General features: G+C 68.3%; 24 protein-coding genes and 1 tRNA gene. 16 read left to right on the plus strand and 9 right to left on the minus strand.

The features are described from left to right. Window positions 1–59 precede the first annotated feature (59 nt). Window positions 60–893, plus strand: a complete 834-nt coding sequence (locus ACBI99_RS35195) for a stage 0 sporulation family protein (RefSeq protein ID WP_375074426.1) — start codon at window positions 60–62, stop codon at window positions 891–893. A gap of 4 nt (window positions 894–897) precedes the next feature. On the opposite strand, the gene ACBI99_RS35200 is transcribed toward ACBI99_RS35195, so the two are convergent. Next, window positions 898–1,116 carry a hypothetical protein gene (locus tag ACBI99_RS35200; protein ID WP_375074427.1) on the minus strand — a complete coding sequence of 73 codons (219 nt, stop codon included), beginning with the start codon at window positions 1,114–1,116 and terminating at the stop codon, window positions 898–900. Between the two features lie 162 nt (window positions 1,117–1,278). Here ACBI99_RS35200 and ACBI99_RS35205 point away from each other — a divergent pair, with 162 nt between their 5' ends. The 4 genes from ACBI99_RS35205 to ACBI99_RS35220 are packed head-to-tail and all read left to right on the plus strand — an operon-like array spanning window position 1,279 to window position 4,498. Next, on the plus strand, window positions 1,279–1,773 hold the full coding sequence (locus tag ACBI99_RS35205) for a DUF1269 domain-containing protein (RefSeq protein WP_357583042.1): 495 nt from the start codon (window positions 1,279–1,281) through the stop codon (window positions 1,771–1,773). Window positions 1,774–1,803: 30 nt separating this feature from the next. Next, a complete protein-coding gene (locus tag ACBI99_RS35210) occupies window positions 1,804–2,301 on the plus strand; it encodes a hypothetical protein (protein ID WP_375074428.1) in 498 nt (165 codons plus the stop codon). A gap of 26 nt (window positions 2,302–2,327) precedes the next feature. Continuing rightward, the gene (locus tag ACBI99_RS35215) at window positions 2,328–3,149 is read left to right on the plus strand and encodes a class II glutamine amidotransferase (protein ID WP_375074429.1); all 822 of its coding nucleotides are present in this window, start codon (window positions 2,328–2,330) and stop codon (window positions 3,147–3,149) included. Further along, the gene (locus ACBI99_RS35220) at window positions 3,149–4,498 is read left to right on the plus strand and encodes an MFS transporter (RefSeq protein ID WP_375074430.1); all 1,350 of its coding nucleotides are present in this window, start codon (window positions 3,149–3,151) and stop codon (window positions 4,496–4,498) included. The genes ACBI99_RS35215 and ACBI99_RS35220 overlap by 1 nt, the downstream gene beginning before the upstream one ends. An 11-nt stretch (window positions 4,499–4,509) precedes the next feature. Here the strand turns inward: ACBI99_RS35220 and ACBI99_RS35225 are convergent, their stop codons facing one another. Further along, window positions 4,510–6,384 carry a glycoside hydrolase family 15 protein gene (locus ACBI99_RS35225; RefSeq protein WP_375074431.1) on the minus strand — a complete coding sequence of 625 codons (1,875 nt, stop codon included), beginning with the start codon at window positions 6,382–6,384 and terminating at the stop codon, window positions 4,510–4,512. 127 nt (window positions 6,385–6,511) lie between these two features. Here ACBI99_RS35225 and ACBI99_RS35230 point away from each other — a divergent pair, with 127 nt between their 5' ends. Then, entirely contained in the window at window positions 6,512–7,198 is a 687-nt protein-coding gene (locus ACBI99_RS35230; protein ID WP_375074433.1) for a maleylpyruvate isomerase family mycothiol-dependent enzyme, read from the plus strand. 70 nt (window positions 7,199–7,268) lie between these two features. Next, window positions 7,269–7,345, plus strand: a tRNA-Thr gene (locus ACBI99_RS35235). Between the two features lie 84 nt (window positions 7,346–7,429). On the opposite strand, the gene ACBI99_RS35240 is transcribed toward ACBI99_RS35235, so the two are convergent. The 4 genes from ACBI99_RS35240 to ACBI99_RS35255 all read right to left on the minus strand — a co-directional run bounded on the left by ACBI99_RS35240 (window position 7,430) and on the right by ACBI99_RS35255 (window position 10,187). Continuing rightward, window positions 7,430–7,861, minus strand: coding sequence for a hypothetical protein (locus tag ACBI99_RS35240; RefSeq protein WP_375074434.1), 432 nt, complete (start codon window positions 7,859–7,861; stop codon window positions 7,430–7,432). A gap of 654 nt (window positions 7,862–8,515) precedes the next feature. After that, the gene (locus ACBI99_RS35245) at window positions 8,516–9,610 is read right to left on the minus strand and encodes a tyrosine-type recombinase/integrase (RefSeq protein WP_375074435.1); all 1,095 of its coding nucleotides are present in this window, start codon (window positions 9,608–9,610) and stop codon (window positions 8,516–8,518) included. A 131-nt stretch (window positions 9,611–9,741) separates the two neighbouring features. After that, entirely contained in the window at window positions 9,742–9,903 is a 162-nt protein-coding gene (locus ACBI99_RS35250; RefSeq protein WP_375074436.1) for a DNA-binding protein, read from the minus strand. Beyond that, window positions 9,900–10,187 (minus strand): replication initiator, encoded by a 288-nt coding sequence (locus tag ACBI99_RS35255; protein ID WP_375074437.1) that lies wholly within the window; start codon window positions 10,185–10,187, stop codon window positions 9,900–9,902. Before ACBI99_RS35255 ends, ACBI99_RS35250 begins: the two co-directional genes overlap by 4 nt. A gap of 364 nt (window positions 10,188–10,551) precedes the next feature. Here ACBI99_RS35255 and ACBI99_RS35260 point away from each other — a divergent pair, with 364 nt between their 5' ends. Next, complete coding sequence (locus ACBI99_RS35260; protein WP_375074438.1) at window positions 10,552–10,971, plus strand: hypothetical protein; 420 nt, start codon at window positions 10,552–10,554, stop codon at window positions 10,969–10,971. 624 nt (window positions 10,972–11,595) lie between these two features. On the opposite strand, the gene ACBI99_RS35265 is transcribed toward ACBI99_RS35260, so the two are convergent. Together ACBI99_RS35265 and ACBI99_RS35270 are read right to left on the minus strand one after the other, a co-directional pair. Continuing rightward, window positions 11,596–12,300 carry a tyrosine-type recombinase/integrase gene (locus tag ACBI99_RS35265; RefSeq protein ID WP_375074439.1) on the minus strand — a complete coding sequence of 235 codons (705 nt, stop codon included), beginning with the start codon at window positions 12,298–12,300 and terminating at the stop codon, window positions 11,596–11,598. Between the two features lie 240 nt (window positions 12,301–12,540). Beyond that, window positions 12,541–12,891 (minus strand): hypothetical protein, encoded by a 351-nt coding sequence (locus ACBI99_RS35270; protein ID WP_375074440.1) that lies wholly within the window; start codon window positions 12,889–12,891, stop codon window positions 12,541–12,543. A 65-nt stretch (window positions 12,892–12,956) separates the two neighbouring features. Here ACBI99_RS35270 and ACBI99_RS35275 point away from each other — a divergent pair, with 65 nt between their 5' ends. From ACBI99_RS35275 to ACBI99_RS35300, 6 genes are all read left to right on the plus strand, one after another. After that, a complete protein-coding gene (locus ACBI99_RS35275) occupies window positions 12,957–13,454 on the plus strand; it encodes a hypothetical protein (RefSeq protein WP_375074441.1) in 498 nt (165 codons plus the stop codon). A gap of 54 nt (window positions 13,455–13,508) precedes the next feature. Further along, entirely contained in the window at window positions 13,509–14,513 is a 1,005-nt protein-coding gene (locus ACBI99_RS35280) for a hypothetical protein (RefSeq protein ID WP_375074442.1), read from the plus strand. Beyond that, window positions 14,510–15,466: a hypothetical protein gene (locus ACBI99_RS35285; RefSeq protein WP_375074443.1), complete on the plus strand. Its 957-nt coding sequence runs from the start codon at window positions 14,510–14,512 to the stop codon at window positions 15,464–15,466. The genes ACBI99_RS35280 and ACBI99_RS35285 overlap by 4 nt, the downstream gene beginning before the upstream one ends. Before the next feature lie 145 nt (window positions 15,467–15,611). Next, window positions 15,612–15,845, plus strand: coding sequence for a hypothetical protein (locus tag ACBI99_RS35290; RefSeq protein ID WP_219501299.1), 234 nt, complete (start codon window positions 15,612–15,614; stop codon window positions 15,843–15,845). 122 nt (window positions 15,846–15,967) lie between these two features. Then, the gene (locus tag ACBI99_RS35295) at window positions 15,968–16,297 is read left to right on the plus strand and encodes a hypothetical protein (protein ID WP_375074444.1); all 330 of its coding nucleotides are present in this window, start codon (window positions 15,968–15,970) and stop codon (window positions 16,295–16,297) included. Beyond that, complete coding sequence (locus ACBI99_RS35300) at window positions 16,294–16,908, plus strand: class I SAM-dependent methyltransferase (RefSeq protein WP_375074445.1); 615 nt, start codon at window positions 16,294–16,296, stop codon at window positions 16,906–16,908. The genes ACBI99_RS35295 and ACBI99_RS35300 overlap by 4 nt, the downstream gene beginning before the upstream one ends. 15 nt (window positions 16,909–16,923) lie before the next feature. Here the strand turns inward: ACBI99_RS35300 and ACBI99_RS35305 are convergent, their stop codons facing one another. Continuing rightward, entirely contained in the window at window positions 16,924–17,316 is a 393-nt protein-coding gene (locus ACBI99_RS35305) for a peptidase inhibitor family I36 protein (protein WP_375074446.1), read from the minus strand. 117 nt (window positions 17,317–17,433) lie between these two features. On the opposite strand from ACBI99_RS35305, the gene ACBI99_RS35310 reads away from it, so the two are divergent. Both ACBI99_RS35310 and ACBI99_RS35315 read left to right on the plus strand, forming a co-directional pair. Further along, a complete protein-coding gene (locus tag ACBI99_RS35310; RefSeq protein ID WP_357583070.1) occupies window positions 17,434–17,958 on the plus strand; it encodes a DUF305 domain-containing protein in 525 nt (174 codons plus the stop codon). A gap of 63 nt (window positions 17,959–18,021) precedes the next feature. After that, window positions 18,022–18,723 carry a FadR/GntR family transcriptional regulator gene (locus tag ACBI99_RS35315; protein WP_375074447.1) on the plus strand — a complete coding sequence of 234 codons (702 nt, stop codon included), beginning with the start codon at window positions 18,022–18,024 and terminating at the stop codon, window positions 18,721–18,723. Window positions 18,724–18,728 lie beyond the last annotated feature (5 nt).

Below are 18,728 nucleotides of genomic sequence, written 5' to 3' on the forward strand. Positions count from 1 at the left end.
GTGGCAGGTACGTGTCCCCGACGCCGGTAGGAGGCGAGCACGAGCCCATGGGAATGATCATGGCCGTGAGCTTCACCCGCTACGGACGGCTCTACTACCTCGACCCCGGCCCCCACAGCCCCGCGGTGGGCGACAAGGTGCTGGTCCCGACCGACGCCGGGCCCGAGGTGGCGGAGTGCGTGTGGGCGCCGCAGTACACCAGCGAGGACATCGACGGCCTGCCCGTCTGCGCCGGCCTCGCGGGCGAGGAGCACCTGACCCGCGACGAGACCAACAAACGCCGCAGGGCCGAGGCGCGCAGCGTCTCCAAACGCCTGATCAAACGCCACACGCTGCCCATGAAGGTGGTCGGCGTCGACTACCTCGACCAGGACAACGTCTACACCGTCTACTTCTCGGCCCCGCACCGCGTCGACTTCCGCGCCCTGGTCCGTGACCTCGCCCGCAACCTGCGCGCCCGCGTCGAGCTGCGGCAGATCGGCCCGCGCGACGAAGCCCGCCTCCAGGGCGGCATCGGCCCCTGCGGCCGCGACCTGTGCTGCGCGACGTTCCTCAAGGACTTCGAGCCGGTCTCCGTCCGCATGGCCAAGGACCAGGACCTGCCGGTCAACCCGCTGCGCATCGCCGGCGCGTGCGGGCGGCTGATGTGCTGCCTCAAGTACGAGCACCCGCTGTACGTCGAGACCCGCTACCGGATGCCGAAGAACGGCAGCCGCGTGAGCACCCCGCAGGGCGACGGCACGGTGGTGGGCCACAACGTGCCCGCCGACACGGTGACCGTGCGGCTGGACGACGGCGGCAGGCGCTGCGCGTGCCCGTCGGCGTCGGTGTGCTCGCCGCGTATCCAGCACGACACGATGTACGGCAAGCCGTCAGGCGAGGGGGAGAGCTAGCCCGTCACGCCTCGGCCGTGGCCTCCCAGTCGTGGCAGGGCCGCAGCGCGTGGTGCCGGTAGATCATGCCGAGCGCCTGCGTGGTGGCCTGGGCGTACACGCCCTCTCCGGCGGGGCCGCACAGGCAGTCGGGCGACCGCTCGTGTCCGACGACGTCGTCGAGCGGCCGGATGTGGACGACCTTGTGCACGGCATGCCCCTTGACCTCGACCGGGAATTGCATGCAGTTTAAGGCTATTTATCCGCTTTGTGGCGATATTTCCGGATGTCTTCTGCGTGGACCTCGCCGCATGCGGAGGGGATGTTTTTGCCTGGCCGTGGTGGCCGCCCGATCGCGAAAGGGGGATCACCTTGAGCACATCGCCACGTCGAGGAAGAAGACCCCATGAGCAACCTCATCGCCATCTCCTACCCGGACGTCGCCACCGCCGTCGCCGTCCGCGACCGCCTGATCGAGCTGCAGCGGCAGAACCTGATCACGCTGGAGGACATGGCCATCGTCGAACGCCGGGACAACGGCACGATCAAGCTGCACCAGAGCGTCGGCACGACCGGCATGGGCGCGGCGAGCGGCGCGCTGTGGGGCGGCCTGATCGGGATGCTGTTCTTCATGCCGCTGTTCGGCATGGCGCTGGGCGCGGCCACCGGAGCGGCCGGCGGCGCGATGACGGACCTCGGGGTCAACGACGCGTTCATGCGGGAGCTCGGCGACAAGCTGGAGCCCGGCACCGCCGCACTGTTCGTCCTGGTCGTGCGGAGCACCCCGGACAAGGTCATCCCGGAGGTCCAGCCGTACGGCGGCCACGTCATCCAGACCTCCCTCAGCCGCGAGGAGGAGGCGCAACTGCGCGACATGATGGAGAGCACCGGCGCCCGCTGACCGCGCGGCACGCCCCGCTCGGGTCATCCCATGGACAACCATCACGGGAACGGCGCCCGGCGGCCGAGAGACTACACCGGGGCGGTCTACGGATCGCTGCTGGCCGCCTCCGTGGTGGCCGGTGCGGGGACGCTCGGCAGGTTCCCGCGCCTGGAGCTGGTCCTGCTGCTGCTGGGCACCAGCGTGGTGTTCTGGGCCGCCCACGTGCACGCCCGCCTGTTCGGCGCGCGTACGGTCTTCCGCTCCGCGAGCCTGGCCGACATCCGCCGGGCCGGCGTCGAGGAGTGGCCGATCGTCACGGCGGCGATCCCGCCGGCCGCGGTGGTGGCCGTCGGCCCGTTGCTGGGCCTCGAACCGCAGGCCACCGTGTGGCTGGCCCTCGTGGTCGCGATCGCCGGTCAGGTCGGCTGGGCGGCCGCCGCGGCGGTGGGGGTCGGCGCCTCCCCGCGCGCGGTCCTCGGCACGAGCGCCGTCAACCTGGTGCTCGGGCTGATCATCGTGGCGCTGAAGGCCGCGTTCCACCACTGACGACCGAGGTGACCATGTGTCGATGGATGACGTACTGCGGAGAACCCATTCTGGCCGAGGACCTGCTGTTCAGGCCGGTTCACTCGCTCATCGACCAGAGCCTGCACGCGAGGCTCGGGGTGACCACCACGAACGGCGACGGTTTCGGCATCGGGTGGTACGGCGAGGGCGCGGAGCCCGCCGTCTTCAAGAGCGTCGAGCCCGCGTGGAACGACCGGAACCTGCGGGAGATCGCCCGGCAGATCCGCACCCCCCTCCTGTTCGCGCACGTCCGTTCGTCGACCGGAACCCCGGTGCAGCGCAGCAACTGCCATCCGTTCCGCCACGGGCGCTGGCTGTGGATGCACAACGGAGCCGTGGAGGGGTTCCGCGAGCTGCGGCGTGACATGGCGATGGCGGTGGAGCCGTCGCTCTACCCCGCCATCGAGGGGTCCACCGATTCGGAGCTGCTGTTCTTCCTGGCGCTCACGTTCGGGCTGGCCGACGACCCGCCGAGTGCCGTGGCCCGTGCCGTCGGGCTGGTGGAGGAGCTCGCCCGGCGCCGCGGAACCCCGCCTCCGGTCGACATGACGGTGGCCACGACGGACGGGGAGTCCGTGTGGATGTTCCGCCACGCCAGCGCGGGCCGCCCCGGCTCGCTGTTCTACTCCACCGACATCGCGCAGGTACGGGAGCTCCATCCGGAACTGGAGGCCCTGCGGCAGCTCGGCGCGGGGACGCGTTTCGTGGTCTCGGAGCCGCTGCGCGATCTCGCGGGCACCTGGAACGAGATTCCCGAGGGCTCTCACGGGGTGATCCGCGAGGGAGAAGTGGTGATCCAGCCCTTTTCTCCCTTCTGGGAGGGGTGATGAGCGGGCGCGTCCTGGCGCCGCTGGCCCTCGCCCAGTTCATCTGCAGCTTCGCCGGCTCCAACATGAACGTGATGATCAACGACATCGGCGAGGACCTGGACACGACGGTTCAGGGCGTGCAGAGCACGATCACGCTGTTCCTGTTGATCATGGCGGTGCTCATGATCCCGTGCAGCAAGCTGACCGACCGCTGGGGCCGCAAGCGCTGCTTCCTCCTCGGACTCACCCTGTACGGGATCGGCGCGCTGATCAGTGCGCTGTCGCCGAGCCTGGCCGTGCTGATGCTCGGCAACTCGGTGCTGGAAGGGGTGGGCACCGCGCTGCTGATCCCGCCGGTCTACATCCTCGCCACGATGGCCTACGCCGATCTCCAGTCGCGGGCCCGGGCGTTCGGCGTGATCAGCGGGCTGGGCGGCGTCGGCGCGGCGGCGGGCCCGCTGATCGGCGGATTCATCGCGACGGCGATCGACTGGCGGGCCGCGTTCCTCTTCCAGGCGCTGGTCGTCGCCGTGATCATCGTCTTCAGCCGCGGGATCGCCGACCCGGTGGCGTCGGACCCGGACCGCCCCTTCGACGCCGCCGGGGCGGTGCTGTCGGCGGTGGGCATGTTCTTCGTCGTGTTCGGGATCCTCCAGGCCGGCAGCGACGCCGTCCTGATGGCGGTGCTCCTCGTCGCCGGAGCGGCCTTCCTGATCTGGTTCTTCCTCCACATCCGCGCGCGGCAACGCGCCGGGAAGGAGCCGCTGCTCAGCACGGGCCTGTTCCGGAACCGTACCTCCAACCTCGGACTGATCACCCAGAACATGCAGTGGCTGGTCCTCATGGGCACGTCCTTCGTCGTCGCGGTCTTCCTGCAGACGGTCCGCGGCTACAGCGCGATCCAGACCGGGGTGATCTTCACCTCGGCGACCGTGGGCGTGCTGATCACGTCGCTGGCCGCGGAGCGCCTGTCCCGCAAGCACTCGCAGAAGGCCCTGATCTCGGCGGGCTTCGTCATGACCGTGGCCGGGATCGGCGTCCTGCTCCTCCTTGTCGGGGCCTCGTCCAGGGTGGTCGCGTTCGCGCCGGGGCTGCTGCTGATCGGGCTGGGCGTGGGCGTGATGCTGACCCCGTCGGTCAACCTGGTGCAGTCCAGCTTCCCCGAGGAACGGCAGGGCGAGATCTCCGGGCTGTCGCGCAGCGTCTCCAACCTCGGCTCGTCGTTCGGCACGGCGATCGCGGGCACGATCCTCATCGCCGGGCCGGCCCAGGGCAACCGGTCCTACGCGCTCGCCATGATCGCGCTCGGCGTGTTCGCCCTGGTCGGCCTCGCCGCCGCCATCCGGCTCCCCGCCGGCGCGCGGTAGGCGCGTACGGTCTAGCCCGGGGACGATTCGGCGCGTTCGAGCTGCTCGTCCAGGGCGATGGCGGCGGCGATGAGCGCGAGGTGGGTGAACGCCTGCGGGAAGTTGCCGAGCTGCTCGCCCGACGGGCCGATCTCCTCGGCGAACAGGCCGACATGGTTCGCGTACGTGAGCATCTTGTCGAAGGCGTAACGCGCCTGCTGCAGCCGCCCGGCGCGGGCCAGGGCCTCGACGTACAGGAAGCTGCACAGGTTGAACGTGCCCTCCGAGCCGAGCAGCCCGTCGGGGGAGGCGGCGGGGTCGTACCGGTAGACGAGGCTGTCGCTGACCAGCTCCTTCTCCATCGCGTCGAGCGTGCTCAGCCAGGCCGGGTCGCGGGGCGAGATGAACCCGACGCGCGGCATGAGCAGCAGCGACGCGTCCAGCACGTCGGTGCCGTAGTGCTGGACGAAGGCCTGCCGCCGGGGGCTCCAGCCGCGGTCGACGATCTGGTCGAAGACGGTGTCGCGAACGCTCGTCCAGCGGGCGACGTCGCCGGGACGCGAGTAGGCGGTCGCCATCCGGATGCCCCGGTCGAACGCGACCCAGGTCATCAGGCGGCTGTAGGTGAAGTCCTGGCGCCCGCCACGGGTCTCCCAGATCCCCTCGTCGGGGCGGTCCCAGGTGTCGGCCAGCCAGTCCAGCAGCCCGGCGAACGACCGCCAGCCGCGGATGCCGCCGATCTCCTGCGCCTGGGCCAGGGCGTCGGCGGCCTCGCCGTAGATGTCGAGCTGGAGCTGCCCGGCGGCGGCGTTCCCGGCCCGTACCGGCTTCGAGCCCTGGTAGCCCTCCAGGTGGTCGAGGACCTCCTCGGTCAGGTGCGGGTCCCCGTCGACCCGGTACATGATCTGCAACGGCTCCTCCGCGTCGCCGGCGGCGTCCAGGCGTTCGCGCAGCCACGTACGGAACGCCTGGGCCTCCTCGACGAAGCCCAGGTCGATCAGGGCCCGGACGGACAGGGAGGCATCACGGATCCAGGTGTAGCGGTAGTCCCAGTTGCGCTCGCCGCCGATCTGCTCCGGCAGGCCCATCGTGGCGGCGGCGATCGGCGCACCCGTGGGCGCGTACGTGAGGAGCTTGAGGGTGATCGCCGACCGGGTGACCATGTCGTGCCAGCGGCCGCGATACCGGGACGAGCGCAGCCAGTCGTGCCAGAAGGCGCGGCAGGCGTCGAAGCTGTCGCGCACCCCGTCGAGGGTCAGCGGCGGCACCGGCGGGCCGGCCTCGCCGTCGCTGTCGCTGGTCAGGACGATCGCGGCGATCTCGTCGGCGTGGAGGGTGAAGTCGGCGACCACGTCCTGGCGGTCCTGGCCGTCCTGGCGGCCTTGGCCGTCCTGGCTGTCCTGGCGCAGGACGAGTGGTCCGGCGGCCTGGAGGTGGAGGCTCGTGCCGGGGCCTTCGAAGACGGCTGACCGGTCGTCCAGGATGCTGAGAGCGTGCGGCGCCCGGCCGTAGTCGAAGCGCGGACGGCAGACCAGCGTGAACGGCAGGCTGCCGCGGACCACCCGGGCGACCCGGACGAGGCGATGCCGGGCCGACGGGGTGGCGGAGGTGTCCGGCACCATGAAGTCGGCGACCTCGCCGACGCCTCCGGGAGCCATGTAGCGGGTGACCAGGATGGCGGTGTCGGGCAGGTAAAGCTGCCGGACCGTCGCCCCCTCGATCCGGTCCACGTCGGCTGCCAGCCGGCAGTGCCCGCCGCGTTCGCTGTCGAGAATGGACGCGAAGAGACTCGGGGAGTCGAACCTGGGCGTGCACCACCAGTCGACGGTGCCCGCCCCGGACACGAGCGCGGCGGTCTGCAGGTCACCGATCATGCCGTGGTCCGCGATCTGCGGGTAGCCGTTCATGATCCCTCCGTTGTGCGCCGGACATACCGAGCGACTGCTCCCCGAGGGGATGGAGCAGCCATTTCAGGCTAGCTCCCGGCATATCCCCCCATGTCATCAGGGGTGACCCGGCCACTAGAGTGCTCGCATGCGCCCCGCCGAACTCCTCCACCACCTGCGCCGCGAGTCAGCCGCCTTCCGCGCCTGCCTCGACGGCGACCTGTCCGCCCCGGTCGAGCACTGCGGCGACTGGACGCTGTACGACCTGGCCGACCACCTCGGCGGCGGCAACCTGTGGGCGGCCACGGCCGTGACCGAACGCCACGGCGACCACCAGGCCCCGCCCGCCCCGCGCGACGACCTCGGCGCCTGGTTCGACCAGACCACCGCGACGCTGCTCGACGTCCTGGACCGCGACCCCTCAGCCGAGGCGTGGACCTTCTACCCGCCCCACACGGTCGGCTTCTGGCAGCGCCGCCGCCCGCTGGAGACGCTCATCCACCGCTGGGACGCCGAACACGCCCTCGGCCTGACCCCGACCCTCGACCCGACGCTGGCCGGCGAGGGAGTGGCGGAGGTGTTCGACACGATGGCCTACCGCATGATCAACCGAGGCATGGCGAAGCCGCCCGCGCACGCCATCCGCGTCCGCGCCACGGACACCGGGCTGACCTGCGTCTACGGTCCCGGCGAACCGGTCGCCGAGATCGCCGGCCCGGCCGCCGACCTGCTGCTGATGCTGTGGGGCCGGCTGCCCCGCACCCACCCCGGACTGACTTGGGAAGGCGACACCCCCGCCGCCCAGGCCGTGCTCGACGGACCGCTGACCCCCTGAGCCGATTCGGGGGTTTCCGGGGAGCGAGGACCCCTTGGGCTCCTGTAGACTCTTTCAAGCTGTACGGCACGCCGCCTTAGCTCAGTCGGCCAGAGCACTTCACTCGTAATGAAGGGGTCTGGGGTTCGAATCCCCAAGGCGGCTCCAGGTCAAGGCCCTTCCGGATCATCCGGGAGGGCCTTTTGCTAACACTCTTGCTAACAGCAAGTCGCGAGGAAGCACCATCGCGATTCAGATATCACCTGAGTCAAGCTGATGGGCCTCTCCGGCCTGCTCGCGGGGGAGTTCACGGATGGCCTGCCTAAGGTCTTCCTTGATCTCTTCAAGACCTCGGGCGTTCAGACTGACAGTCTCTGTGTATCCGGCGTACGGCATGGCAGAAGGGTGAACGCCGTATGGGAGGCCAAGCGATGACCAGTTGCTAAGGACGTGGCGCTCCGCGGAGCGGGCATGCCGACCTGACATGAAGACCGTAGTGAGCAACGTCCATCCCGTGCTCTCGTGCAGTGCGATGCGCCTGCTATCAACCTTGGCTATGCCGACCTTGGCAGCATTCAGGGTCGGATGAACCATTAGGTAGACCAGAGCGTCATCGTCTGCCTTGATCCCGAAGGCCCCGCAGTACAGACATGCGCCGGTACCGGCGTGTTTGATGCTGTCCAATGTGGGCTGGATCTTCTTCCGGCACTCCTTGTTGAGACACCGTGCTGGCCACGGAACCTTGACGCCTGGGTATGGGACAAGGGGTTCGGCCCCCGCGAGCCTGAGAAGGTCTACAGCCTGTTCTTCTCTGATCGCGCCGTTTCGCCTGCAAAGGTCGCAACACTTGGGCTGGCCCTGCTTGATCGCCTTTCGAACGCTAGAGAGCGTGGGGTATGTCGTACCTCTACAGTTACCGCAGGTTGATTCCCAAGGAACTCGATTGCCCGGGTACGGCACCTTTGGCGTCAGCCCGCGGAGCGCCATGACAGCCCTTGCTTCATCCTCGGTCTTCTTCTCTGAACCGCTACAGGGACGGCAGGGACCTTGCCTGGACCCTGGCGAGCAGATGTTTCCGTACTTTGGCCTACCGGGCTCCTCGCAGGTGGCGCAGTAACCTGGCCAGGGCTTGTCGGCTCCGGGGAACGGGACGGTGGGGATCCAGCCCTTGGCGCGTATCCGCGCCTCAGCAATCTGGGGGTCCAGTGGTGCTGGCATCGGGGGGGCCTCCAGCGGATCGTAGAGAAGCAGAGCATCGCATGAGCGACCGACATTTGCGATGAGTGCGCCTCGCGCTGGCGCGTGACCACGCTCTATGTCGAGGGCTGGCCACTGCGACTACTCGATGATCTTGGCGAAGATGTCAGCGGCGGCGGTCTCCGCCGAGAGGATCACGTGGGCGTAGACGCGCAGGGTGATCGCGGGGTTAGCGTGACCGAGCCAGGCGGCGACGACGTGAACGGGGACGCCGGCCAGGAGGAGCAGGGTCGCGTGGACGTGACGTAGGTCGTGCAGGCGGATCATCGGTAGTGCGTCGGTGGCGTTCTTGTTGTGGGCCTCGATGAGCTTGCGCGGCAGGCCGGTGACGGTGGTGGGGTAGATCGAGCCGCCCCAGGCCGTGGTGAACACGGTGTTGTCGGTCCCCTTCCAGGAGTCGCCGACGCGGGCCTTCTCGGCTTCCTGTGCCTTCTGGTGATCGGGGGGGACGGTCACCGTGGTGTCGTCAATGCTCACCACGCGTGTCCTGCCGCTCTTCGTGGTGTCCTCGACGCGCTGGCCCTCGACTACGCCCACGGAACCCTTGATGGTGATGCGCTTGCCGTCGAGGTCGATGTCCCGCCAGCGGAGGTTGAGCAGTTCTCCGCGACGGGCACCGGTGTACGCGGCCAGGTGGAAGAAGGCGTGGAGTCGGTGTGTACGGGCCAGGGTGAGGAACGTGCGGAGTTGGGCGGCGGTCCGAATCGTGCCGGGGGCGTCGAGGTCTGCTCGTAGATGCTTGGCTTTTTCGACCGGGGAACTGCTGATGAACTCGTGGACGAGTACGGCGTCGCGGAAGGCGCGGCGGAGGATCGCATGGGTGTGGGTGACTGTTGAGGCCTTGAGCGGCTTGCCATCCTTGCTGCCCTTGGTCAGGAGATCGCGGTAGAGCTTGGTGATCCTGGACGGGCGTACCGCTTGGAGATGCATCTTGCCGATGTACGGCTTGACGTAGAGGCGCAGGCCGGTGCGGTAGTCCTCCAGGGTGCCGGGCTTGATCTCCATCGCGTGATCTTCTATCCACATGTCGAAGTAGTCCGAGACAGTGATCTCGTTCCGGTCTACGTACTCGCCACGGCGGGCGTTGACACGGGCCTCGTCGAGGGCAGCCTTGGCGTCGTCCTCGGTGGCGAAGCCGCCAACCCACTTCGGCTTGCTCTCCCGTTTCAGGGTCACGGACTCTGATCACGTACGACTAGGTGGTGCCGCGCTTCATGACGCCGTCGCGCAGCTTGGGTGCCTTCTTGCGCGATTGCTCGTCCGGCGTGACGACGAGGGTTTTGGTCATACGGCTGCCTCCTTCCTGGTCAGGCGGGTGATGAAGTCGGTGACGCGGGGACGGGGATGCGGCGGGAGCCGTCGATGCGGATTGAGTCGACTGCGCAGGTGGCGAGCAGTTGGTAGAGCTTGCTGCGCGAGATGGACAGCGCATCGGCGGCCTCAGGGACCGTGAGCAGTAGCCGGGTCATGGGCAGGTCCCCACGGCGTGTTGCGGTGTCGACGGAGATGTCTCGGCGAGGGCGGCGAGGAGCGCGTCTCCGAGGGAGTGGCCTTTGCCTGCGTACTCCCATTCGCTGATGATGAGGATGGGGTCTTCGTCGAAGAGGGGGAGTCGGCCGGTGGTGATGTCGTTGTCGCGGGCGTGGTGTTCGCGGGCTGCTCGGAGTTGGCCGAGGGTGGTGGAGTAGTGGCGGGATCGGGTGGAGTAGTGGCCGCGGAATCCGAGCATGTGTGCCCAGTAGGCGAGCCACAACCTCCGCTACGCCATGACTGCCGCCCGGACCAAGATCAGAAAGCAACTTATCTGCACGTCATCAAGGGCAGCTCGCCTGCGGCGGCCTGCCGCACGTCGGGCGGTCAATGGCCGCGTTGCGGCTCTCCGGCCGGTCTCGGCCAGCGCCACCCACGCGCAGCGAACAGCCATAAGTGAGCGAATCCCATCACAGAGCACGGCCGAGTGGCAGCCATGCAGTCGCAGTCGGTAGTGGTCAGAGCATGCCTCTAGTGAAGATCTCCAATCTCAGGGTAAAGATCTCCGCAGCAGGATCTTTTAGACTTACCTGGAGATAACGTCCTAACGCTAACGCTGTCGCTCTGGAAGCTTTAACTTCACGGTCATGGCAACAGCAACCAGCGAGAAGAAGACCTCGACCACGACGAATGCAAAAAGTTCGAACACCTCCGAACAGCCTACATATGTCATCAGCGAACAGGAGCTTCGAGACCTTCAAGAGCTACAGGCCTTCCAGAAGGCCGTAAGAATCGTGCACTCGGTGGACTCCTGTCCTGAGTGCCCCGTCTCATACACTGATATGTGGAAGGAGGAGTCGGAAGAAGCGAGGCTACGCGTCGTCGCAGCGATGGCACGTATGGCTGCCGGTCTCGTCGACAGCAATCTTGGACTGCACTCTTCAGAGAAGTCGCCGAGTCAGAGCAACTCCTACAACGGTAAGCGTCTCCAAATGCTAGTTGAATTCGCTGCAGCAAATATATTCCCCGTGCACTCATGCGAAGAGGGCCACACCGGCTGCGTGTGAAAAAAATAAGGCTCGGCGTGCTACGAATTGGTTGGATGGCCATGGGTCCACGCCATTGGTGGCATTAACCGTGTCGTTGGCTTTGGCAATATCAATATGCCAGGCTGAACACCCGCACTATCTTAGGCGCTGTCGAACGACGGCGCCTAAGTACTACTTGTGCAGCTTTCGTTCGGATAATGCTACGGTCTTCGACCGGGGCCGTGGTCAGGCGCGTGTGGACGGTGGCGCGGATGCGTCGGCGGTGGCGACATGACATTCTGCCGCGCGGCTTCCGTTTCTCGGGCCTGGCGGCCCTGCGGTACGGGTCCACTTTGCCATCGAAGCACGCGGGCAGAACGCCGATCTTGCTAACGGGAGTGCTAACGACAGCTTCGGATGCTCGTGTACGGCGATGGACTGGCTGCCCCTCCCTCTACCGCCTGAGCAGGCATCCGCGAGCAGGATGGACGCCTGTGGATGATCAAGTTCTCACTCGTAATGAAGGGGTCTGGGGTTCGAATCCCCAAGGCGGCTCCAGGTCAGAAGCCCCCTGAGATCACTCAGGGGGCTTCTGGGTGCCTAACGGGTCGTGCGCTACTCGCGTTCAGCAGATATGCGGCACGTGGCCGGTGCGCGTCTGCTTCAAGGACCAGCTAGACGTGTCTCCCATTCTTCGAACGGGGGGTCGACCACGTAGGTGGGGTCGCAGTAGTGGCGGATCCATTGGGCTACTCGGTACTGTGCGTATCCGTCGTCCACCAGCCCGCTTTCGTCGATCTCCAGAACATTGGCATAGATCGTGAAGACCATCTCCAGAGTGGAACCAAAGCCCATCAAGGCTGGCCGATAGTCGATTCCGTCAAGCAACTCCATATCTAGAGTGCCATTGGCGAGGTAGAAGGCGAAGAACCGAAGGCTGGCGCGGAGGTCTTCAGGGAGCTTGGCCACAGAGCCTATTGTCGGGCGAAGTCCCCCCACTGAACACTCATGTCTTGAAGATCTGATCCATCGCCGTCGCGCCCTGTTGGATGACGGGCCGGATCTGCTGCGGTAGACCAGTTCGGTTACCGCTGTGCTGCTGTGGCCGACCAATCGGGAGATCTCTTCCAGCGGGATGCCCTGGTCCGAGAGCAGGGACACGAAACTGTGCCGTAGCTCTCGCGGCGTCCACTTGCCGGGGTCGAGGTCGGTCTTGACGATGACCGCACGGAAGGCGCGCCGCACGTTGTGGGAGTGGAGCGGCGTGCGCACGGTCGAAGCGAACACGAGCCCCTGTTCCGTCCACCGATCGCCTGCCGCCTTCTTGTCCGCCTGCTGGTGTGCCCTCTGGACCTTGAGCGCTTCCACGCAGCGCTGCGGGAGCGCCAGAGTGCGCCGGGACTTCCGGGTCTTGGTGTCCCTGCCGCTACGGACCGACCGCCACACGGCCACGTACGGTGGTATGGCCGGATCAGCGTCAGGAGCGCCTTCCAGGTCCACGTGGTCCCAGGTCAGCGCGCGGAAGCAGGTCAGCCCGAGGCAGATTAGGGCCCTGTTCGTAGAGGTGGTTCGAATCCCGAGGCGGCTCCAGTTTGAAGCGGGTGCGCGCTAGTAGCTGTCGCTCCAGTGGTACCAAGGGCCCTGGATGTGCTCGAAGGTGGAAGCGACCGCCGGGTTGGAGTCATCGACCGGAACGTGCTTGGGGCTCCATACGTAGCCGTAGGGGTCCACGCTGGGCCCGTTCTCGCCCACCTTGAAATAGACGCGGTCGCCTTCTCGGTAGACGGCCTGGAACTCGGCCTCCCCGATCTCCAGTGGCGCATTCGTCAGGCTGCTTTCTGGCCTCATCGTCTGGGCGACCTGTTCCATCTTGGCGAATGAACGCGTGATGTGTTGCTCATCGTTCCACCTGCAGGACGTCAGCGATGCCAGGACGACGATGGCGATCAGTAATCTCACGTCTTGATTGTCCCTGCCCGCGGGCGCCGCGGGGCGTGTGCTTCCATGACGCTATGGGAGCGGTTGTGACAAGCATCGTCGCGGTACTGGGCACTCTTCTCGGAGCCACGCTGAACCACCTGTTAGCCGCGCGAACGGCGAACCGGGCGGAACACCTGGCGAGGGCCGACAGGCTCAGGGCGGAACGCATGGACGCGTACTGCACTCTCGGGGGCGCACTCACCAACTACCGGCGCGGGCAGCTTGATCTTTGGTACGCGAGGCAGGAGAGCCCGGAGCAGTCGAGCTGGATCGAGCTGCGCCGGGAGGAGCAGCGGTTGCGGTCGGCGGCTCTGGAGGCGCTGTACCGGATGGAGCTCCTGACGGACGACGAGTCGCTCATCGCCAAGGGCTGGGAGGCGCTGCAGGCCGTCGACCGCATGAACGAGCTGAAAACCGGTGAGGAGCTGGATCAGCAGCGGGCCGTTTCCAGGACGCTCATCGCTGCCTTCATCCGTGCTTCGAAGCCGTTCGTCGCCCTTCGGATCGATGGCCCGAAGAAGATCGAAGGGTCGAAGAAATAGGCCTTGCGGCGGTCGGCATACCGGGAACATACCGGGCTCTCATAGGGTCCTCCGGTGCGCCTGATGATCGCCCTGATGCTGTGGCTCAGCCCGCTGCCGCCGGGGGCGCAGCCGAGGTTCCCCGCGCCGCTCGACCTGTGCGCGATGGTCGACGCGGACCTGGTCAAGCGGCTCGTGCCCGGCGGCGGGAGCAGGCTGGAGGGACGGCACTGCGTCTGGACGAAGCCGGGCAGCGAGCTGGGGGTCAGGTGGATCAACGACGACGGGGAGCCCTGGGACTACACCTCCGCGCAGGCTCATGAGGAGTATCGCAGGAGCCTGGCCCGTAACCTCCGCCCGGACACGTCACCCCGTTCCCTCTGGGTCAACGGCGATCTCCGCGACCTGCTCGGCGGGCGGGCGCGGGTGGTGCGGGGCGTGGGGGACGAGGGCCATCTGCTGGACCACGTCGCGGCGGGCACGGAACGGGTGGAGCTCGTCAAGGTGGTATTCCGGGTCGGCAACCTGCTGGTGGAGGTCGAGCACTTCGGGCCGGCGCCGGGCGCCCGGCGGCTGCGTCAGGGGGCGGTGGCGGTGGCCCGCCGGATGGCGGACGCGCTGGTCCGGGCGAGCCCGGCCGATCCTGCTGCCGCTCCGGTCGCGCCCGGCACGTACGCGGAGCCGCCGATCGCGTGTGCCGTGCTCAGCCCCGCGCAGGTGCGGCAGCTCGTCGAGCCGTCGGCGTACGCGCGGACCGGGAACTCGGCGACCTGTTCGTGGGAGGAGCCGAACGAGTCCTCGGACCGGCGGCAGCTGAGGCTGGAGTTCTGGGCGCCGCGGCGCGGCCCGGCGGGTGACGGCGTCGCCCAGGCGAAGGAGATGTTCGCCGGATGGCGGGACGACGACACGCGGGCTCTGGACCTCGCGGACGAGGCGCTGGCGTTCCGCGAAGGGACGCCGCAGGTTCCCGGCCCGCCGGTGGTGGTCTTCAGGAAGGCGAACCTGCTCGGGTACGTGCGGGCGGGCGACGAGGCCAAGGCCGAGCGGGCCGCCCGGTGGATCGTGGAGGCGCTGTCGTGATCAGGGTCGTGCTGGCCGTACTCGTGCTGCTCACCGCAGCCGCCTGCTCGGCCGAGCCGGCGCCGCCTCGCCCGACCCGGGCGGCGAGCCCGCCGCCGTCGGGGCCCGGCAGGTTCACCGGGGTCGTCGACCCCTGCTCGCTGCTCACCGCCGAGCAGGTGGAGCAGCTCGTCACGCTCGCCGAGCAGAAGTACGACGAGGGCGGGTGCACCTGGACCACCCCCGGCCTGTCGCTGAAAGGGCAGGCGGTCCACGAGCTCAGCGTCGGCGTCCACCTGGCCGCGGACGTCGCGGCGGCACACGCCTTCTTCGTCAGGCCCCCGGACTCTGCCTTCCCCGCGATGGCGGTCAGGGATCGGCCCGAACCCCCCGTCGACGCGCAGGTGGGCGACGAGTCGTTCGTCCAGGCCCCGGCTCTGGGGAGGCACGCCACGGTCGTGGCCTTCCGGCTCGGCAACGCGGTGGTCAACATCAACTACGGCTGGCGGGCGAAGCCAGCTCCGCGGCATCAGGAGGGGGCGCTGAAGGCGGCGCGGTGGATCGCCGAGGCGATGGACCGGCCCGCTCCCGCCGTCGCGGACCCGGCGGACGGGCGGTTCGCGGTGGCGCCGTACGCCTGCTCGCTGCTGCCGGAGGGGGTTCCCGAGTCGGCGACCCAGTGTGGCGGGCTCAAGCTGCGGCTCGGTCGGGCATGGCAGGGGCGGAGCGGGATCGCCGTGGCCAAGGAGATCTTCGCCTACTACCGGAGAACGCAGTGGCCCGAGAAGCCGGTCAAGCCGGTGAAGGGCCTGGGGGACGAGGCGTTCGCGGAACGCGACGGGGCCCGGCTGACGGTGTGGGTGCGGGTGAGCAACCTAGTCCTGGAGATCCCGTTCACGAAGGAGGACGGCACTCTCACGCCGGAGATGCGGGACGAGGTCGCCAACGTGCTGAGCCGCCTGCCCGCCCGATAAAGCCGGCTGGTTGAGGGGCAACCGCAAGCCGGCCTGGGCGCGTACATGGGAGCTTTCTAATGCCCGTGCCATGTACTGAGTGTTACCTGAAAACTACCATCAGTGATGAACGATGGTCGTTCACGTACACACCCATGGAGGTTCAGTGCGTACATCTCCCCGCAAGCTCGCCGCAGTCGTCGTGGTCGCCGGTGGGCTGGTGCTGCCGGCGTCGGCCGCGCACGCGGTCGTCGACCCGAAAAAGATCTCGGTCCTGGATTCGGTCCAGCGGATCGATCCCGTGCTGATGGCCAACTGCACCACCGGGGGCGCCGCCGATCCGCTCGGAGCCGTGGTCATTCCGCCCGAAGTCCCGCTCGTGGGCTGCCTGACGCTCTGATCGTCCGCCTGGGCCCCTCGCGGTTGCCCGCGGGGGGCCGCTTCGCGTCCGGGGGCAATCTCGTTGATCGCTGATCGGGCGGAGCCTAGGATGACGACTGCTCCGGGAGGTGAGCCGACCACATGTCTCATGCGAAGACGTCCTTCGTCTGTCTCCCGTGCCGCGCCTCGTACAAGCAGCCCTATGTCGGCGGCTCCGAGCGGCGCTGCCCGCGCTGCGCGGGGGTGCTGATCCACGTCGGGACGGCGTTCGCGGCGCCGAGGCGTCGTGACGTCGCGGCGTGGCGGGTGCTGTCGGTGCTGCTGCACGCGGGCGTGCGCTTCCCTCGGAGCTGCTGTGGCGGGCCCGGCTACCGGCCGCGCACGCTCGGGGAGGTGAAGGCGCGGATGGTGTACGCGCGCCGCACCGGGGAGCCGTTCGCACAGGCGCTGGTGCGCCCCGGCCTGCCATGAGCGCGCGTTACGACGACGTACTCGGGCCGCTGCGCGAGGCGTACGACCGCAGCGCGCGGCAGCGCGACGCGAGCGGCAAGGCGGCGTGGAAGCAGGCCGAGCGGGAGGCGTTCCTGGGCCGGCTGCCGGACGGCGGCAAGCTGCTGGAGATCGGCGCGGGCACCGGCCAGGACAGCGTCTACTTCCGTGATCACGGCCTGGACGTGGTGGCCGTCGACCTGTCGCCGGAGATGGTCGCGCGGTGCCGGGAGAAGGGGCTCGACGCCCGGGTCATGGACTTTCTGGGCCTGGACTTCGCGCCCGGCTCGTTCGACGCCGTCTACGCGCTCAACTGCCTGCTGCACGTGCCCGACCGCGACCTGCCCGCGGTGCTGGAGGCGATCCACCGGGTGATGCGGCCGGGCGGGCTGTTCTTTCTCGGCGTCTACGGCGGGGGCAGCCTGACCGGGGAGGGGGAGTTCGCGGACGACGAGCAGTGGCCGCCCCGGTTCTTCTCGTTCCGGAGCGACGAGGAGCTGGTGGAGCGGGCGAGCCGGGTCTTCGAGGTCGTGGACTTCCATGCCGTCGGTGCGGACCACTCCCGGTTCCAGTCGCTGACCTTGCGTGCGTGAAGACCCGGCCCGGCGTCAGCAGGCGCTGTGGAGGGCCACCGCGTCGATGCGCTTGCCGAAGTTGGTGTCGTACGCCTGTGCGTAGTCGCCGATGTTGACCTTGCGGAACTCGCGGGGGTCGTAGTCGATGAAGCAGCCCCGGACGTTGGCGTAGAAGGAGTAGACGTGGTCGTGGAGGTTGGGCGGCATGTCGCGGTAGCCGTTGGAGGGCATCCAGCGCCAGGGGGTGCCCCGGTAGTCGCGGTCGTGCCAGAAGCAGATCTCGCCGGCCGCGCACTGGGCCGCGGCGCGCTGGAGCGCCGCTGCCTGATGGACGGCGGCGTTGGCGGGGGCGGCGACGCCGCTGGCGGGCAGCGCGACGGCGGCGCAGAGCGCGACGGCGGCGGCTCGCTTGGTGAATGCCTTCATCAGAGACCCTTTCGGTCCGGGGACGACCTCTAACACCCTCAGTAAGACAGTGATTACTTATCGTAGTCAAGCCCCGCCCGTGGACGGAGGGCTGCCGGCGTGTAAGGCTGGCGTGACATGAGGTACGTCTTAGCGGCCCTGGGACTCCTGCTGGCGGTCGCCTGCGGGCCGGGTGAGGCCGCGGCGCCTCCGGTCAACGCCGACGACGTGATGTTCGTGCAGATGATGGTGCAGCACCACCGGCAGGGCATCGAGATCGCCAAGGTCGGCGCCGACAGGGCGACCACGCCGGAGCTGAGGACGCTGACCGAGGCCATCGCCGCCACGCAGCAGAGCGAGGTCGAGATGATGCTGCGGTGGCTGCACGCCTGGGGGCAGCCGCTGACGCCGCCCGACGGGGCGCACGACCATCACGGCGGGCTGCCGGAGACCGAGCAGAAGAAGATCGACGCGCTCCGGAAGGCGAAGGATCCGGAGCCGGAGCTGATGGCGCTGCTGATCGCGCATCAGGGCGACGCGGCGCGGATGGCCGGGACCGAGGTGCTCGACGGCGCCAATCCCGAGGTCATGCGGTGGGCGGCGCAGGTGCAGGCGTCACGCAGGGAGCAGATCGAGCAGTTGCGCAAGCTGCTCGAACGCTGAGAACCGGAAAAGTCGGCACTCCGTCATAGACGCCGTCCCGGATAAGTGATTAGATCACTTGATATGTCCGAGGTAGCACGGCCCACCCTCTCCGACGCTCTCACCGAGCGCATGCTGGAGCTCATCCACGCGGGCGGGCACCGGCCGGGTGACCGGCTGCCATCCACCAGGGAGCTCTCCCGGCGCTTCGCCGTCACCACCCCGACGCTGCGCGAGGCGCTGCGCAGGCTGGAGGCCACCGGGGCCATCGAGCTGCGGCACGGCTCCGGCATCTATGTCGGGGCGGCGATCGAGCGGCTCGTGCTGCCCAACCCCAACATGCGCGAGATGCACGGCGCCCAGCTCCTCGACCTGCTGGACGCCCGGATCGTCATCGAGCCGCCGCTGGCGGCGATGGCGGCCGAACGCGGCTCGCCCGAGGAACTGGCCGCGCTCAAGCGGGTGCTCGCCGCCGCCGGCGACCACCTGCGCGGCCAGGACGCCGAGCTGCACGACGCCAACATGACCTTCCACCGGGCCGCCGCCCGGATGGCGGGCAACAGCGTGCTGCACGAGGTCGTGGACTCGCTGCTCACGATCCACGGGCCGGAGCAGCGCCAGATCCTGCAGATCTTCGACGACCGCCGCCGCGACTACGACGAGCACCTGTCGATCCTGGAGGCCATCGAGGCGGGCGACGCCACGCTGGCCGGGGAGCGCATGCGGGCCCATCTGGTGGACGTGAAGACGGTCATCGAGCAGCGGTTGCACAACCCCCCCAAATGATCAAG

The sequence above is a fragment of the Nonomuraea sp. ATR24 genome (genome assembly GCF_041950485.1).
Classification (GTDB): domain Bacteria; phylum Actinomycetota; class Actinomycetes; order Streptosporangiales; family Streptosporangiaceae; genus Nonomuraea; species Nonomuraea ceibae.

Bases quoted from the DNA above. Each gene is read 5' to 3' on its own strand.
- ACBI99_RS35225 (WP_375074431.1), bottom strand. From the start codon at position 6,384: ATGAACGGCTACCCGCAGATCGCGGACCACGGCATGATCGGTGACCTG.
- ACBI99_RS35230 (WP_375074433.1), top strand. From the start codon at position 6,512: ATGCGCCCCGCCGAACTCCTCCACCACCTGCGCCGCGAGTCAGCCGCC.
- ACBI99_RS35310 (WP_357583070.1), top strand. From the start codon at position 17,434: ATGAGGTACGTCTTAGCGGCCCTGGGACTCCTGCTGGCGGTCGCCTGC.
- ACBI99_RS35200 (WP_375074427.1), bottom strand. From the start codon at position 1,116: ATGCAATTCCCGGTCGAGGTCAAGGGGCATGCCGTGCACAAGGTCGTC.
- ACBI99_RS35305 (WP_375074446.1), bottom strand. From the start codon at position 17,316: ATGAAGGCATTCACCAAGCGAGCCGCCGCCGTCGCGCTCTGCGCCGCC.
- ACBI99_RS35210 (WP_375074428.1), top strand. From the start codon at position 1,804: ATGGACAACCATCACGGGAACGGCGCCCGGCGGCCGAGAGACTACACC.
- ACBI99_RS35250 (WP_375074436.1), bottom strand. From the start codon at position 9,903: ATGACCCGGCTACTGCTCACGGTCCCTGAGGCCGCCGATGCGCTGTCC.
- ACBI99_RS35215 (WP_375074429.1), top strand. From the start codon at position 2,328: ATGACGTACTGCGGAGAACCCATTCTGGCCGAGGACCTGCTGTTCAGG.
- ACBI99_RS35205 (WP_357583042.1), top strand. From the start codon at position 1,279: ATGAGCAACCTCATCGCCATCTCCTACCCGGACGTCGCCACCGCCGTC.
- ACBI99_RS35315 (WP_375074447.1), top strand. From the start codon at position 18,022: ATGTCCGAGGTAGCACGGCCCACCCTCTCCGACGCTCTCACCGAGCGC.
- ACBI99_RS35220 (WP_375074430.1), top strand. From the start codon at position 3,149: ATGAGCGGGCGCGTCCTGGCGCCGCTGGCCCTCGCCCAGTTCATCTGC.
- ACBI99_RS35195 (WP_375074426.1), top strand. From the start codon at position 60: ATGGCCGTGAGCTTCACCCGCTACGGACGGCTCTACTACCTCGACCCC.
- ACBI99_RS35260 (WP_375074438.1), top strand. From the start codon at position 10,552: ATGGCAACAGCAACCAGCGAGAAGAAGACCTCGACCACGACGAATGCA.
- ACBI99_RS35300 (WP_375074445.1), top strand. From the start codon at position 16,294: ATGAGCGCGCGTTACGACGACGTACTCGGGCCGCTGCGCGAGGCGTAC.
- ACBI99_RS35295 (WP_375074444.1), top strand. From the start codon at position 15,968: ATGTCTCATGCGAAGACGTCCTTCGTCTGTCTCCCGTGCCGCGCCTCG.